Origin of the sequence: Nonomuraea sediminis (assembly GCF_018531495.1) — a bacterium.
Lineage (GTDB): Bacteria > Actinomycetota > Actinomycetes > Streptosporangiales > Streptosporangiaceae > Nonomuraea > Nonomuraea sediminis.
In genome coordinates this window covers 520,171-535,657 of sequence record NZ_JAHDTI010000003.1, presented here as the reverse complement: position 1 = coordinate 535,657, position 15,487 = coordinate 520,171, and the positions used below count along the sequence as shown (strand labels likewise).

Below are 15,487 nucleotides of genomic sequence, written 5' to 3'. Positions count from 1 at the left end.
AACGCCCGCCGTACGGAGTGCTCACCGTAGGGAGGGACGCCCGCTGTACGGAGTGCTCGCCGTGGGGAAACGCCCGTCTTACGGAGTGCTCGCCGTGGGGAGGGACGCTCGCGGTACGGGGTGATCGTCGTGGGGTGGGGTTGGCGTGTGGGAGGCGTCGGGTAGAGGTTTCGGGGGGTGGGGAAGACTCGCCGGGAGGGAGTTGGGGGGAAAGGCGGTGCGCGGCGAGAAGCCACCTCTACCATGGGGAAGAACTGGCAGATCATGCCGATGTAACCGATAGCGATCTGGCCTAATGTGCCCGCAACGGCCTGCGGGGTGGCCACCGAACCGACGGCCCAAGTGCAAAGGGGCTCTCATGGTTTTGGGTTGGACCAAACACGGCGACGGCAAGCATCTGGCCCCGGGAGAGGTGGTCAGGCCCGACGAACGGCTGACATGGCCGAGGATGATCGGGTTCGGGGCGCAGCACGTGATCGCGATGTTCGGCGCCACGTTCGTGTTCCCGCTGGTGATGGGGCTCGATCCGAACGTGGCCGTGATGATGTCCGGCGTGGCCACGATCATGTTCCTGCTGATCGTGAACGGCAAGATCCCCAGCTACCTGGGCACCAGCGCCTCGTTCGTGGGCGGCGTGTTCGCGATCAGGGCGGCCTTCGGCGGCCACACGCCCGCCGCCAGCGCGATCGTGACGGGGGCGATCCTGGTCGCCGGGCTCGTCCTGGCGCTGGCCGGCGTGGCGATCCACTTCCTCGGCGTGCAGATCATCCACAAGATCTTCCCGCCGGTCGTGACCGGCGCGGTGGTCATGCTGATCGGGTTCGGGCTGGCGTTCGTGGTGGCGGACGTCTACTGGCCGCAGGACCAGTGGATAGCGCTGATCACGATGATCGTCACGTTCGCGGTCGTCGTCATGTTCAAAGGTTTCATCGGCCGCATCGGCATCCTGATCGGGCTCGTCGTCGGCTTCGTCCTGTCGTGGCTGCTCGACAAGACGGCCGGTCCGATCAGCTCCGTGCTGCCCGGCCAGAACCTGCGCGACGCGGCCGGCGCGCTCTGCCAGAACGAGGGCACCTACTGCGTCGCCACCGCGTTCCAGCACGACCGGGTGAGCTTCGCCAACGTGGCCAAGGCCCCGTGGATCGGCATCCCCGACTTCCACGCGCCCGACATCAAGGCCTCGGCCGTCCTGCTGGTGCTGCCCGCGGTGATCGCGCTGATCGCCGAGAACATCGGCCACGTCAAGGCCGTCGGCGAGATGACCGGCACCGACGTCGACCCGTACGTGGGCCGGGCGGTCATGGCCGACGGCATGGCCACCGTGGTCACCAGCGCCGTGGGCGGCTCCCCGACCACCACCTACGCCGAGAACATCGGCGTCATGGCCGCCACGAAGGTCTACTCGACGGCCGCCTACTACATCGCCGGCGTGATCGCGATCCTGTTCGGCCTGTGCCCGAAGTTCGGCGCCCTGGTCGCCGCCACGCCGGGCGGCGTGCTCGGCGGCGTCACCGTCATCCTCTACGGCATGATCGGCCTGCTCGGCGCCAAGATCTGGGTCGAGAACCGGGTCGACTTCGCCGATCCGGTGAACATGGTTCCGATCGGAGCGGGCATCATCCTGGCTGTCGGACCGGTGAAGCACGTCATCACCGGTGATTTCAGCCTGGAGGGCATCGCGTTCGGCACGATCGTGGTGGTGGCCGGCTACCACCTGCTGCGGTGGCTGTCCGGACGTCCGGCCGCACCAGTGGGGAGCGAAACAGGGTGAAGCCACCGCCCTTTGAGCACCACGCACCGGAGGACCTCGGCGAGGCCCTCGACGTGCTGGCCGAGGTGGGCTCGCACGGCAAGGTGCTCGCGGGCGGGCAGAGCCTGATCCCGATGCTCAACATGCGCCTGGCGGCCCCCGCTCACCTGGTGGACATCAACAGGATCGAGTCGCTGGCCGTGGTCGAGACGGCCCCCGAGGGCGTGACGGTCGGCGCGCTGGCCCGCCACGCGCAGGTGGAGCGGGCCGGCGTCCCGCCGCTGCTGCGGCAGGCGCTGCGGCTGGTGGCCCACCCGGTGATCCGCAACCGCGGCACGGTCGTGGGCAGCCTGGTGCACGCCGACCCGGCCGCCGAGCTGCCCGCCGTCCTGGCCGTCCTGGGAGGGTCGGTACGGCTGGCGCGGCGCGGCGGCGACGGGCCCGAGTTCGTGGACGTGCCCGCGTCCCGGTTCTTCGTCGGGCCGATGGAGTCGTCGATCGAGCCGAGGGAGCTGGCCGTGTCGGCGTTCTTCCCTGCGCTGCCCGAGCGGTCCGGCACCGCGTTCCTGGAGGTGGCGCGGCGGCACGGCGACTACGCGCTGGCCGGGGTGTGCGCGGTGGTGACCCTGGACGAGGACCTGCGGGTGGAGTCGGCCAGGGTCGGGTGCGTGGGCGTCGGGCCCGTGCCCGTGCTGGTCGACGTCACCGAGACGCGCGGCGACTGGGGTGCGGCGGCGCGAGCCGTACGGGAGGCGATCGATCCGGAGACCGACATCCACGCCAGCGCCGGATACCGGCGGCACCTGGCCGGGATCCTGGCCGAGCGGGCTCTCACGGACGCGAGCAGGGAGGCTGCGGCATGAGCGGCGCGAGCGAGCGGGACGTCACGCTGGTCGTCAACGGCGTGACCCGGCGCGTGCGGGTGCCCGTGCGCCGGCTGCTGTCCGACTGCCTGCGCCACGACCTCGGGCTGACCGGCACGCACGTCGGCTGCGAGCACGGCGTGTGCGGCTGCTGCACCGTGCTGCTGGACGGCGAGCCGGTGCGCTCGTGCCTGACGTTCGCGGTGACGGTGGACGGGCAGTCGATCACCACGGTCGAGGGCCTGGCCCGCGACGGCGAGCTCTCGCCCGTGCAGCGCGCCTTCGCCGAGTGCCACGGACTGCAGTGCGGCTTCTGCACGCCCGGCTTCCTCTGCACGGTGACCGCGTTCCTGCGCGACAACCCCGCGCCCACCGAGGAGGAGGTCCTGGAGGGCATCTCCGGCAACCTGTGCCGCTGCACCGGCTACCAGAACATCACCAAGGCCGTCCGCAGGGCCGCCGAGCTCATCGCGGAGGAATCGTGACCACCCGGCTGTTCGGGGAGCCCGTCCAGCGGCGGGAGGATCCGCGGCTGCTCACCGGGCAGGGCCGGTACGTCGACGACCTGGGGCCCGGCGCCGTGGCCGCGGCCTTCGTCAGGTCGCCGCACGCGCACGCCCTGATCCGGGACATCGACGTCTCCCGGGCCCTGGACGTGGACGGGCTCATCGCGATTTACACCTGGGAGGACCTGCCGGATCGCCTGGCACGCCCGCTGCCGCTGCTGATCCCGCACCCCGCGCTCACCCACGGCCGCACCGCCTACCCGCTGGCCAGGCAGATCGTCCGCCACGTGGGCGAGCCCGTGGTGATGGTCGTGGCCGCAGACCGCTACCTGGCCGAGGACGCCTGCGCCCTGATCGAGGTGGACTATGAGCCGCTCAAGGCGGTCGTCGGCCTGGAGGAGGCCGTGCAGGGCGCCCAACTGGTGCACGAGGACGTGCCCGGCAACGTCGGCGCCAACCTGGTGCAGGAAGTCGGCAACGCCAGGGAGAGCATCGAGACCTCGCCGCACACGCTGGCCTTCCGGCTCGACATCGAGCGCAGCGCCAGCATGCCGCTGGAGGGCCGCGGCGTCTACGCCCGCTGGGACGGCACCGACCTGCGCGTCTACTCCAGCACCCAGACCTCGACCAGCGTCAGGATGGCCGTCGCCGCCGCGCTCGAGCTGCCCCTCACCAACGTCGAGGTCATCGCCCCCGACGTGGGCGGCGGCTTCGGCGTGAAGATCGTGCACCCATGGCCGGAGGAGGTGCTGGTCCCGTGGGCGGCCATGGTGCTGGGCCGCGAGGTGAAATGGACCGAGGACCGGCGCGAGCACTTCGTCTCCAGCGCCCACGAGCGCGCCCAGGTGCAGTACGTGCGGGTCGGCTTCGACGACGACGGGCGCGTCCTCGGGCTCGAGGTGACGTTCCTGCACGACCACGGCGCCTACACGCCGTACGGGATCATCGTGCCGATCATCACGTCCACGCAGCTGCTCGGGCCGTACAAGATCGGCTCCTACCGGGTCGAGTTCTCCTCCGTCTACACCAACACCGTGCAGGTGACGCCGTACCGGGGCGCGGGGCGCCCGCAGGGCGTCTTCTGCATGGAACGGACCATGGACAAGATCGCCGCATATCTCGGGAAAGATCGCACCGACGTACGCGCCGCCAACCTGATCCAGTCGAACGAGTTCCCTTACGACCAAGGCATGATTTTTCAGGACGGAAGGCCGCTTATTTATGACAGCGGCGATTATCCGGAAATGTTGCGAATGATCAAGGAATTGATCGGCTGGGAGTCCTTCGAGAAACGGCCCAACCTCGGCATCGGCATCGGCTGCTACGTCGAGGGCACCGGCGTCGGCCCCTACGAGGGCGGCCACGTCCAGATCACCTCCGACGGCCGCGTGCACGTCTCGACCGGGCTCACCTCGCAGGGCCAGGGCCACCAGACCGTCTTCGCCCAGATCGCGGCCACCGAGCTGGGCGTCCCCATCGAGCAGGTGTCGGTGGTGACCGGCGACACGCGCCGCTTCGGGTACGCCGTCGGCACCTTCGCCTCCCGCGCCGCGGTGATGAGCGGCAACGCCATCGCGCTGGCCTGCCGTAAGGTCCGCGAGAAGGCGCTGAGGATCGCGGCCGACGCGCTCGAGGCGGACCCGGCCGACCTGGAGATCATCGACGGGCTCGTGCACGTCGTGGGCACGCCGCAGGTCTCGATCCCGCTGTCCACGGTCGCCGTGCTGGCCAACCCGCTGCGGTACGCCTTCGACGACGAGGCGGCCAAGGCCACCCAGTTCTCCGGCACGTCCTCACCCGACAAGCCGCCGGTGGCCGAGGGGGAGGAGCCTGGCCTGGAGGGGCGCGACTACTACTCGCCGATCCGCTCCACCTTCGCCTCCGGAATGCACGCCGCCATCGTCGAGACCGATCCCGACACGGCCGAGATCCGGGTGCTGCGCTACGCCGTGGTGCACGACTGCGGGCGCCTGATCAACCCGGCCATCGTCGAGGGCCAGATCCACGGCGGCGTCGCGCAGGGCATCGCCGGCGCCCTGTACGAGAAGATGGTCTACGACGGGCACGGGCAGCTGCTCAACGCCTCGTTCATGGACTTCCTGATGCCCTACGCCACCGAGATCCCGAAGGTGGAGACCGCGCACCTGGAGACGCCGTCGCCGCTCAACCCGCTCGGCATCAAGGGCGCGGGGGAGGCGGGCGTCATCCCGGTCTCGGCGGTGATCGCCTCCGCGGTCGAGGACGCCGAGGGCTTCCCCGTCGACCGCATGCCGATCTCCCCGTCGGACCTGTTCGACCTGCGGGCCCAGCGCCCCTAGGGCTCTGGGAGGATACGCGGCATGGATCTTGCATGGCGCGGACTGACCGAAATGCCCGCGGAGGTGGGCGAGCCCGACGTCCTGCGGCTGGACGGCAACCGGCTGACGCGGGTGCCGAGCCTGGCCCACCTGGGCTCGCTGCGGGAGCTGCACCTGGACGGCAACCGGCTGCGGGAGCTGCCGGAGTGCCCGCCGGGACTGCGGGTCCTGTTCGCCTACGGCAACGCGATCGAGACCCTGCCCGAACGGCTCCCGCCGGGCCTGCGCCACCTGGCCGTCGGCGGCAACCCCCTGTCCGGCGTGCCGAAGACGCTGTGGGAGCTGCGCGAGCTGGAGAGCCTGAACCTCGCCGAGTGCGGGCTGACCGCCCTGCCGCCGGGGATCGGCGCGCTCGGGCGGCTGCGCATGCTCGACCTCGGCCACAACCGGCTGCCCGCCATCCCCGCCGAGCTGGGCGACCTGGACCTGACCGAGTACCTCTACCTGAGCGACAACGGCTTCACCGAGGTGCCCGCCGCGCTGGGCAGGCTGCGGCGCCTGCCGTACCTCAACCTGACGGACAACCGCCTCACCACGCTCCCGGACGCGCTCGGCGACCTGGAGTCGCTGGTCGAGCTGCGCCTCTACAACAACCTCCTGACGAGCCTGCCCGGCACGATCGGACGGCTGGCCAAGCTCAGGGAGCTCCACCTGCAGGGCAACCGGCTCACGGCCCTGCCCGCCTCGATCGCGGGACTCGGCGAGCTGCGGCAGCTCGACCTCAGGAACAACCACCTCGGCCAGGTCCCCGTCGAGATCGGTGAGCTGACCCGGCTCAGGCACCTCGACCTGCGCAACAACCGTCTCAGGACGCTGCCCGACACGCTCGGCGACCTGCCCGCCCTGGAGAAGCTCGACCTGCGCTGGAACAAGCTCGACCACGAGCCCGCCTGCCTGGACCGGCTGCGTGAACGCGGGTGCGTCATCCTGCGCTGAACCCGGGCTCGCGAGGGTGCGTATCTCGGCACATGACGACATTTCGGCGCCTGGTGGTGTGCGTGATGGCCGTGGGGCTGAGCGCCGCCTGCTCCTCCGGCGGCGCGCGCCTGGCCGCCGCCCAGAAACCGGCCAAGCCGCTCTCGGTCGAGCAGCTCGCCGCCAAGGTCGGCTGCACGCCGCGCATCCAGGTCAACGCCACCGACATGCGGCAGGCCTACTGCAAGACGGTCGACGGGGAGTTCTTCCTGACGACCTTCTCCACCCAGGCCGGCAAGGACGCCTGGATGGACACCGCGCCCGAGTACAACCCCCACCTCGTCGGCTACCTGTGGACCGCGCTGTCCAGCCGGCAGGTCCTCGAACTGCTCAAGGAGCGGCTCGGCGGCGACCTCCACCTGAAGGACCACAGGACCATGAAGACCATCAATTGATTGGATGACATTTGTCATTCAATTGATTGATGAAGTACGGTCGCCCTCATGGCAGCACGGAGGGCTCCGGAGGAACGCGGCGTCGCGGCCGCCCGGACGCGCGAGCGGATCATGGAGGCCGCGGTCGCCGAGTTCGGCGCCAAGGGCTACGCGGGCGCTCGCACGGCGGGCATCGCGGCCAGGGCCGGCGTCAACCAGCAGCTGATCGCCTACTACTTCGGCGGCAAGCAGGGACTGCTCGACGCGCTGCGCGAGCGCTGGCAGGAGACCGAGGACACCATCGAGGGTCCCCTCGACGAGGCGATCGGCAAGGCGCTGGACGCCACGCTCGAGCGGCCCGACTGGGCCAGGCTGCTGGTGTGGCAGGCACTCGGCGACTGCCCGTTCGCCGACGAGGCCGACGGTGAGCGCTTCGCGCGGTCCCAGCGCTCGCGGCTGGCCGAGGCGGTGGAGGGCATGCGCCGCCGCCAGCGCGACGGCGAGGTCTCCGAGGAGCTTGATCCCGCGTTCGCGCTGCTCGTGACGTACGCGCTGGTGCTGGCGCCGATCACGATGCCGCAGTTCGTCCAGGGGATGCTCGGGCTGGACCCGATGTCGCCGGAGTACCGCGGCCGCTGCCGGGAAGAGCTGGTCAAGCTGTTGGGAGGAGCATGATGGTCGCGGTCGTCTTCGGAGCAAGGGGCAGCGTGGGCCGCCACGTCGCCGCGGGCCTGGCCGAGGCCGGGGTACGGTTCCGCGTCACCAGCAGGGAGTCTGCCGCCGGGTTCGTCGTGGCGGACCTGGAGCGGCCGGAGACGCTGCCCGCCGCGCTGGAGGGCGCGGACCGGGCCTTCATTTACGCCAAGCCCGAGGGCATCGACGGGTTCGTGGCCGCGGCCAGGGACGCGGGGCTGCGGCACGTGGTGCTGCTGTCCTCGGGCGCGGTGGTCAATCCCGGCGCGGACCGCGATCCCATCGCGATCAGCCACCGGAGGGTCGAGACCGCGCTCGAGGAGTCGGGGCTGGAGTGGACATTCATCCGGCCCGGCATGTTCGCCACGAACACGCTGTGGTGGTGGGCCCGCTCGATCAGGGAGGAGGGCCGCGTCCGCATGCCGTACCCGGAAGCGCAGACGGCGCCCATCCACGAGAAGGACATGGCCGCCCTGGCCGTCACCGCCCTGACCCGGCCGGGGCACGCCGGGCAGGCCTACACGGTCTACGGGCCCGAGTCCCTGACGCAGCGCGAGCTGGTCAAGCACATCGGGAACGCCATCGGCCGCGACATCCGCGTCGAGGAGCTCACGCCCGAGGAGGCTCGGGTGGAGCTGGGCAGGACCATGCCGCCGCTCGGGGTCGAGACCATGATGCGCGTGTGGGCGTCCGGCGTCGGCGTTCCCGCCCGCACCTCCACGACCGTCCCCGACCTGACCGGCCGCCCCGCTCACACCTTCGCCCAGTGGGCCCACGACCACGCCTCCGACTTCTCCTCATAAGGCTGGTCATGCGGCGGCTTCTCTCGATCGCTGCTGTACGGCAAGCCGCCGCCACCGGCCGCCCGCCGCACTTCGGCGCAGGGCCCGCGACCGGCGCTTCCGGCGAGTCGGTGCCGCTTGCCCACCGTCACGACCCTTCGTGATGCGGGCATCCCGGTATCGCTTGTTTCGGGTTCCGTACGGCATAACGGCGGCCCGCCGTACAGGTCCGGCTGCGGTCAGGCCGGGACGGTCACCCGCTTGCGGAACACCCAGTAGGTCCAGCCCTGGTAGGCCAGCACGAACGGCAGCGCGATCAGGCCGATCCAGGTCAGCATCCGCATCGTGTACGGGCCCGAGGCCGCCTCCGCCAGCGTCAGCCCAGGCATCGGCGCCCCGCGCAGCTCCATGAAGACCGACGCCGAGGCCAGCGCGATCGCGGCGGCCGTGGCGGCGAACGCCCAGCCCTCGCGCCGCAGCCAGTTCAGCACCGCCGCAGCGGCCAAGGAGGCCATGGCGATCAGCGCGGGGACGGTGCCCAGCTGTGAGAGCGCCACCACGCCAAGCGGGATCGCGAACGCCCCCGCGATCAGCGCCGCGATCCTGGCGCGGGCACGCACCGGGCCCGTCGTCCGCAGCGCCAGGAACGCCCCGCCGTGCAGCACGCAGACGGCCAGCGTGAACGCGCCGCCGACCATGGCCGCCAGGGCCGAGCCGTACAGCAGCTGGGCGAACAGGGCGCCCCACAGGAAGGCCGGCAGGGCGCTGCCGAGCACGATGCCCAGATCGCACCAGAACGGGTTGTCCACCTTGCCGCGCCACTCCAGGCCCACGCCGCGCACGATCAGCCCGACCAGGATCAGCACCATCGGCAGGTAGAAGGTGCTGAACAGGCCCGAGTACCAGGCGGGGAACGCGGCGAACATGGCGCCCACCGCGGTGATCAGCCAGACCTCGTTGCCGTCCCAGACCGGGCCGATGGTCTCCAGGCTCTGCCGGTGCTCGCGCGGCCCGCGGCTGATGAAGGGCGCCAGCAGCCCGACGCCGAAGTCGAAGCCCTCGAGCACGAAGTAGCCGGTCCAGAGGAAGGCGATGATGACGAACCACAGGTTGATCATGTTGGTGTCCTCAGTACATCAGCGACGGTTCGAGCTTCTCTGCCTGCGGCGCGAGCTCGGGCTCCTCGGGGCCCTTGCGCACGTGCTTGGTGATCAGTACGGCTTCCGCCACGGCGAGCCCGCCGTACAGGAGCGTGAAGATCGTCAGTGAGGTGGCCACCTCGGCGAGCGAGACGCCGGGGGAGACGCTGGAGGCGGTCAGCAGCTCGCCGGCGACCGTCCATGGCTGGCGGCCGATCTCGCTGAGCAGCCACCCGGCGATGACCGCCAGCAGTGGCAGCGGCAGGGCGAGCAGCATGAGCTTCGACAGCCACGCGGGCACCTCCCGCTTCCTGCGGGTCAGCCAGAGCCCCAGCACCGACAGCCCGACGGTCGACAGGCCGAAGACGATCATCAGGCGGAACGACCAGAACACCACGGGCTGGTTCGGCCGGTAGTCGCCGGGGCCGAACTGCTTCTCGAAGCGCTGCTGCAGGTCCTCGGTGCCCGCGACGGTGGCGCCGGGGTCGTGGGCGGCCAGGAAGCTGAGCAGCTTCGGGATCTCGATCCCCGGCGCCACCGAGAACGGCGCGCCCGCGGTGTCGCGCTCCAGGCCCTCGGCGGCGGCCAGCTTCATCGGCTGCTGGGTGTGCAGCAGTTGGGCCGAGCTGTCGCCGGTGAACGCGACGACGGCCCCTGCCAGCGCCGTCATCACCAGCGCGGCCCGCGCCGCGCTCCGCCACCCCTGGAACGCGGCGGCCTTGGTCTGACCGCGCTCCTTCCGAGCCTTGGTCCTCAGCAGCCAGTAGCCGCTGATGGCCAGCACGAACCCGCCCGCCACGATGAACGCCGACGCGATCACGTGCGGCACCTGGGCCAGCGCGGTCGAGTTCGTCAGCACCGCCCACAGGTCGGTCATCCTGGCCCTGCCGTTCTCCACGGTGTAGCCGACCGGGTGCTTCATCCACGCGTTGGCCGCCAGGATGAAGTACGCCGACAGGTTGGAGCCGAGGGCGGCGGCCCAGATCGTGGCCAGGTGGACCCGCTTCGGCAGCCGGTCCCAGCCGAAGATCCACAGCCCCAGGAAGGTGGACTCGAGGAAGAACGCCAGCAGGGCCTCCATCGCCAGCGGCGCTCCGAACACGTCGCCGACGAAGGTGGAGTACTCACTCCAGTTCATCCCGAACTGGAACTCCTGCACGATCCCGGTCACCACGCCCATCGCGAAGTTGATCAGGAACAGCTTCCCGAAGAACTTCGTCAGCCGCAGGTACTGCTCCTTGCCCGTGCGGTGCCAGGCCGTCTGCAGCCCGGCCACGAAGATGCCCAGCCCGATCGTCAGCGGCACGAACAAGAAGTGGTAGACGGTGGTCACCCCGAACTGCCACCGTGCGAGATCAAGTGCGTCCATAGTCCCCTCACCGGACCGTTGCTCTACAGCTCGTAGAGCATCTACGTAAAGTAGTACTACAGGTCGTAGAGCAACGCGATGCGATCTTCGTCACAAGCGCTCTCCTCGGTGATTCCAGGGTCCCGAACCCTGACGTTCCGGGCGTCCCCCGGCGGGTTGACTCGCCTCTACCTCTCTGGGCGGACGAGCACACCGTCGATCAGCCGCCCTCAGTGGTACGGCCCGCCCTCCCCGGCCGCGACGCCGTCGCACGGCGTCGTGCTGGTCAACGGGGCTCCGTGGCGTGGCCCGCGTTCGAGGCGGAGCCCGCGCGGTACCGGCTACGGCCGCTCGACGCCTTCAACGCGCGGCGCTACGGGCCGGCGCTTCGGCCTGCCGTGCATGCAGACCGGGTTGGCGTTCCGGCTTGCCGTACACGCGGATCGGGTCGGTGCTTCGGCTTGCCGTACACGCGGATCGGGTCGGCGCTTCGGCCTGCCGTACACGTGGATCGGGTCGAACGGCGGCTGCTCGAGCGCCCGGTGACGCCCGCCGGGATCCAGATCTCGGCGGGGGAGCGTCGTCGTCAGCTTCCCGGGGTGCGGTCGGGTGGCGAGGTCGCCATGCGTAACACGCTGGGCGGCGGGCGGGGATGCGCTTCAGGGCCACGCACAGGGCGGCCGACACAGCCCAGGTGACGCGCTTCAAGAGCACGCGCGGGTCGGCCGACAGGCCAGGTGACGCGCTTCAGGGGCGCGCGCGGGTTGGCCGGCGGCCCTGGTGAGCCGCTTCAGGGGCGCGCGCGGGTCGGACGACGACCCTGGTGACGCGCTTCAAGGCAAGCGCAGGGTGGCCGGCAGGTTCCCGGGTCCCCATGCGGCTGGCCAGGGTCGAGCGGCTTGATCCGGCCCGTGCCGTGGGCGCGAGGGAGCGGCGGTTCGGCCGCACGGCTCCGGCAGGTGGCTGATCAACGGCCTGCCGCACGTGGCCGATCGGGTCGACGCCGCGCCGCGGCTGGGCGAGGACGCGGCGATGATGGCGACCTTCGCCACCACCTGAGCAGCGCGATCCCGGCCGCGATGGCCACCAGCGCGCACACACCCGGCCAGCCCAGATGCGTGTAGGCCTGCACGCCCAGCCACGACCCCGCGCTGCCGCCGGCGAACGAGCACGTCATGTAGGCCGTGTTCAGCCTGCCGCGCGCCTCGGGGCGGAGCGCGAAGATCCGCGCCTGGTTGGCCACCTGGCCCGACTGCATCGCCACGTCGAGCAGCAGCATCCCCGCCCCCAGGCCCACCAGTCCAGTCGCGCCGCCTCGCGCGCCGATCAGCAGGACGGCCGCCGCCGCCACGGCGCCGAGGAGGCACACCAGGTTCACGCGGTCGGGTCCACCCCGATCCACCCACCTGCCGGCCATCGGCGCCGACACCATGCTGCCCGCGCCCACCAGCGCGATCAGCCCCACGGCCTGCGCGCCAAGCCCGTAGACGGGCCCGGTGACCAGGAGCGCCAGACTCGTCCACGCGGCACTGAACCCGCCGAACATCATCGCCTGGTAGAGACACGACCTACGCAACTCCGGCTCGTCCAGCAACAGCCGAACGGGCTCAACCAGCAACCGCGGATGCCACCTCTGTCCACCCGAGACGGGCGACCGTGGGCGTCGCCCCTGTTCGGGTTCGGTGTGCGATTGGGGGTGTCGCCCCTGTTCGGGTTCGGTGTGCGATTGGGGGTGTCGCCCCTGTTCGGGTTCGGTGTGCGATTGGGGGTGTCGCCCCTGTTCGGGTTGGGCGTGCGATTGGGGGTGTCGCCCCTGTTCGGGTTCGGCGTGCGACCGGGGGTGTCGCCCCTGTTCGGGTTCGGCGGGTGATCGGGGGTGTCGGTCCTGTTCGGGCTTGGCTCGTTGGTGGGGGAGGGCGGCGCGCAGGACGGCGGCGAGGGTGAGGGCCATCGCGGCGGCCACCCAGTAGGGGGCGCGCCAGCCGAGCCACTCGCCGAGCGTGCCGCCGAACGTCCTGGCCAGGAGTATGCCGCCGATCAGGCCGCTGAGCAGCGTCCCGGTGACGGCGCCGCGGCGTTCGTCACCCGCGAGCCCGGCGGCCACCGGGATGATGATCTGCGGCACCACGGTCGTCACGCCGACCGCCGCGCTGGCCGCCACCAGCATCGGCAGCCCCGGCGCGAACCCCGCCACCAGCAACCCCGCCCCGGTGAGCACCAGCAAGGTCACGATCAGCCGCCGGTGCGGCACCCGGTCGCCGAGCGGTACGAGCAGGAACAGCCCGGCCGCGTAACCCAACTGGGCGGCGGTCACCACCAGCGCCGCGCCGTCAGGGGGCAGTCCGAGCCCCGCGGCGATCAGCGGGCTGACGGCCTGCGGGAAGTAGATGTTGGCCACGGCCACCCCACAGGCGATCGCCAGGATCAGAATCACGCTTCCCCCTCGGAACCGGTTTGACTGGTTCGGGACGGTACCAGTTAAACCGGTTCCCGGGGTAGGGTGTGGACCATGGAATTCCGCGAAGGGGCGGGCCGCCTGAGCCTGGACTTCATCCGCACGCTGCGCCGCCGCGGCCTAGCCGGCGAGGTGGAGGAGCTGCCCGATGTCAGGGCCCTCGCCGCGTGGACCCACCAGTTCTCCCCAGGCCCCCTGACCCCCACCGCAGACGCTTCCGGCGAGGGAAGGCCCGCCGTGCGGGACGTCAGTGGGGGTGAGCCCGTTGTGCGGGATGGCGGTGGGGGTGAGCCCGTTGTGCGGGGTAACGCGGCGGGAAGGTCCGTCGTGCGGGGTGGTGCAGGGGCTGCTGGGTGGAGCTCCGGTGTGCGGGTGGAGGAGGCGTGGGAACTGCGTGAGGCGGTGAACGCGCTGGTGCGAGCGGCGCGGGACGGGCGTGCGGCGGGTCAGGGCGAGCGGGACGTGGTGAACCGGGCGGCTGCGCGACCGGCGCCGGCGCCGTGGCTCGGGGGTGACGGGCGGCTGCGGTGGGCGGCCGAGGATCCCGTCGCGGCGATGCTGGCCCTGGTGGCGCGGGACGCGCTGGAGTTGGTCACTTCGCCGGCGATCGAGCGGGTGCGGGCGTGTGCGGGGGAGGGCTGCGCCGCCCTGTTCCTCGACGGGTCACGGCCGGGCACCCGCCGGTGGTGCTCCATGGACACCTGCGGCAACCGCGCCAAGAAGCAGACCCTACGATCGAAGGCCACCGGCGCCTCCTAGACCATGGCGCGCAGGCCTACAGGTTCTAGGGCATGGCGTGCAGGTAGGCCTGGAGGTTGCCCAGTTCGAAGCCGCGGCGGTGGATCTTGTCGACCAGGATGCGGAAGTCTCCGGCCAGGTGTGGGCGGAAGTGGATGAGGAGGACATCTCCCGGCCGCAGTCGCTTGTCCGGTACCTGGTAGGCGATCTTGCCGCCGGGCTGGACCGTGGCCGTCCAGAGGAGCACCTTCTTGATCCCGCAGGTGGCGGCGGCACGCAGCGTGTCGGTGTTGTAGTTGCCGAACGGCGGCCTGAAAAGCGTGGGCCTGACCCCGATCTCCTTCCTGATGACCTGCGCGGAGCCGCAGATCTCCCGCCGTTGCGCGTCGTACCCGAGCAGCCGCAGGTTGGGATGGGTAAGCGTGTGGTCCTCGATCGGCGCGCCCGCATCACGCAATTGCCGGAAATATCCCCACTTACCGGCGCCCACGTACCGCCCCACGCCCCCGGCGGGATCCGGCTTCCCCCTGGCCTCCACGGCGTCGCGCATCGCGAACACGGTGATCGGGATCCGCTCCTCGCGCACCTGCCTGACGAAGCCGGGATCCTGCTCCCACCCGTCGTCGATGGTCAGGAAGACCACCTTCCGCTTGGTCGGGATCGAGCTGATCACCGGCAACGGCCCACTGCCCGACTGAACACGCCCGACCTCCCCGGGCCGTGGCCGTACCCCGGGTGGCCCCTGTACGGCAGGCCGCGACGCCGAGGCCGTGGGCGCCCCGGATTCCGTCTCCTCCACAGCAGGCGGACTCTGTGCCCGCCCGGCCGTACACCCCGTGACCAGCACAACCACAACACCCGCCACACCCGCCAGGCGTGGCCCCCCATTTCGCCCCCGGAACATGGCGCACATCATGCCAGCCACAAAACGCACCCGCGCGCCCCTTTGGGACAGATCACCCTGCCTCCAGCACCGGCACGCAGCCATCGCTTCCGCCGCGTCAGCACCCTCCACCCGATACGGCTCGCCTCACGTTTCCCACGGCCTGTCTCGCCTTTCCCCTCAAGATCACGGGGTGTCGGTGTTCACTCTCCCCACGCTGCTGCCGCCCTCTGCAGCGGGTACGGCTGGCTGGAGGGTCGCCCGGCGTGGTGCTGGTGGAGGTGAACGGGCTCGGCACGCTGCCGCTGGTCACGATCGGGCTCGACAGCGCGCTGCCCGGGCGGCTGGTGCCGTTCGTGCTGATCGGCATAGGGACAGGGCTGCCGACCGGGGTGCTCGACGGCTTGGCGATCGGCCCGGTCGGCCCTAGCGGGCAGGGACCGCGGTCGGCGGGTGCAACACCGCCAGGCCCCTGGGCATCGGCATCGGGGAGAGCCCAACTGGCCGGGGTGCACGACGGCCGCGATAGGCACGGGCGGCCCTAGCAGGCGGGGACCGCGGTCGGTGTGTGCAGCACGGCCAGGCGCTGGCATCGGCATCGGCGAGGGCCTAACCGACCGGGGT

Annotated in this window: 15 protein-coding genes; 11 read left to right on the top strand and 4 right to left on the bottom strand. The window is 71.0% G+C overall.

The window, feature by feature from the left end; genetic code table 11:
- Positions 1-358 precede the first annotated feature (358 nt).
- Genes KIK09_RS16595 through KIK09_RS59165 form a run of 9 tightly spaced genes read left to right on the top strand, consistent with a single transcriptional unit; the run spans position 359 to position 8,464 of the window.
- Positions 359-1,771 carry a uracil-xanthine permease family protein gene (locus KIK09_RS16595; RefSeq protein ID WP_214320106.1) on the top strand — a complete coding sequence of 471 codons (1,413 nt, stop codon included), beginning with the start codon at positions 359-361 and terminating at the stop codon, positions 1,769-1,771.
- Positions 1,768-2,613 carry an FAD binding domain-containing protein gene (locus tag KIK09_RS60035; RefSeq protein ID WP_214320105.1) on the top strand — a complete coding sequence of 282 codons (846 nt, stop codon included), beginning with the start codon at positions 1,768-1,770 and terminating at the stop codon, positions 2,611-2,613. Before KIK09_RS16595 ends, KIK09_RS60035 begins: the two co-directional genes overlap by 4 nt.
- Positions 2,610-3,098 (top strand): (2Fe-2S)-binding protein, encoded by a 489-nt coding sequence (locus tag KIK09_RS16585; RefSeq protein ID WP_214320104.1) that lies wholly within the window; start codon positions 2,610-2,612, stop codon positions 3,096-3,098. Before KIK09_RS60035 ends, KIK09_RS16585 begins: the two co-directional genes overlap by 4 nt.
- Positions 3,095-5,437, top strand: a complete 2,343-nt coding sequence (gene cutA / locus KIK09_RS16580) for an aerobic carbon-monoxide dehydrogenase large subunit (RefSeq protein ID WP_214320103.1) — start codon at positions 3,095-3,097, stop codon at positions 5,435-5,437. Before KIK09_RS16585 ends, cutA begins: the two co-directional genes overlap by 4 nt.
- 21 nt (positions 5,438-5,458) lie before the next feature.
- A complete protein-coding gene (locus KIK09_RS16575) occupies positions 5,459-6,412 on the top strand; it encodes a leucine-rich repeat domain-containing protein (protein WP_214320102.1) in 954 nt (317 codons plus the stop codon).
- Positions 6,413-6,444: 32 nt separating this feature from the next.
- The gene (locus KIK09_RS16570; protein ID WP_214320101.1) at positions 6,445-6,846 is read left to right on the top strand and encodes a hypothetical protein; all 402 of its coding nucleotides are present in this window, start codon (positions 6,445-6,447) and stop codon (positions 6,844-6,846) included.
- Positions 6,847-6,894: 48 nt separating this feature from the next.
- Complete coding sequence (locus KIK09_RS16565) at positions 6,895-7,500, top strand: TetR/AcrR family transcriptional regulator (RefSeq protein ID WP_214320100.1); 606 nt, start codon at positions 6,895-6,897, stop codon at positions 7,498-7,500.
- A complete protein-coding gene (locus KIK09_RS16560; RefSeq protein WP_214320099.1) occupies positions 7,497-8,321 on the top strand; it encodes an NAD(P)H-binding protein in 825 nt (274 codons plus the stop codon). Before KIK09_RS16565 ends, KIK09_RS16560 begins: the two co-directional genes overlap by 4 nt.
- Positions 8,322-8,329: 8 nt before the next feature.
- Entirely contained in the window at positions 8,330-8,464 is a 135-nt protein-coding gene (locus KIK09_RS59165) for a hypothetical protein (RefSeq protein WP_275956151.1), read from the top strand.
- A gap of 75 nt (positions 8,465-8,539) precedes the next feature.
- Here the strand turns inward: KIK09_RS59165 and cydB are convergent, their stop codons facing one another.
- The 3 genes from cydB to KIK09_RS16545 form a co-directional block, all read right to left on the bottom strand.
- Positions 8,540-9,418, bottom strand: a complete 879-nt coding sequence (gene cydB, locus KIK09_RS16555) for a cytochrome d ubiquinol oxidase subunit II (RefSeq protein WP_214320098.1) — start codon at positions 9,416-9,418, stop codon at positions 8,540-8,542.
- Between the two features lie 10 nt (positions 9,419-9,428).
- Positions 9,429-10,808, bottom strand: coding sequence for a cytochrome ubiquinol oxidase subunit I (locus KIK09_RS16550; RefSeq protein ID WP_214320097.1), 1,380 nt, complete (start codon positions 10,806-10,808; stop codon positions 9,429-9,431).
- 946 nt (positions 10,809-11,754) lie between these two features.
- A complete protein-coding gene (locus KIK09_RS16545; protein WP_214320096.1) occupies positions 11,755-13,221 on the bottom strand; it encodes an MFS transporter in 1,467 nt (488 codons plus the stop codon).
- Between the two features lie 75 nt (positions 13,222-13,296).
- Here KIK09_RS16545 and KIK09_RS16540 point away from each other — a divergent pair, with 75 nt between their 5' ends.
- The gene (locus tag KIK09_RS16540) at positions 13,297-14,001 is read left to right on the top strand and encodes a CGNR zinc finger domain-containing protein (RefSeq protein ID WP_214320095.1); all 705 of its coding nucleotides are present in this window, start codon (positions 13,297-13,299) and stop codon (positions 13,999-14,001) included.
- 25 nt (positions 14,002-14,026) lie between these two features.
- Here the strand turns inward: KIK09_RS16540 and KIK09_RS16535 are convergent, their stop codons facing one another.
- Positions 14,027-14,653, bottom strand: a complete 627-nt coding sequence (locus KIK09_RS16535) for a polysaccharide deacetylase family protein (protein ID WP_308164197.1) — start codon at positions 14,651-14,653, stop codon at positions 14,027-14,029.
- Positions 14,654-15,129: 476 nt separating this feature from the next.
- On the opposite strand from KIK09_RS16535, the gene KIK09_RS16530 reads away from it, so the two are divergent.
- Entirely contained in the window at positions 15,130-15,408 is a 279-nt protein-coding gene (locus KIK09_RS16530) for a hypothetical protein (RefSeq protein ID WP_214320093.1), read from the top strand.
- Positions 15,409-15,487 lie beyond the last annotated feature (79 nt).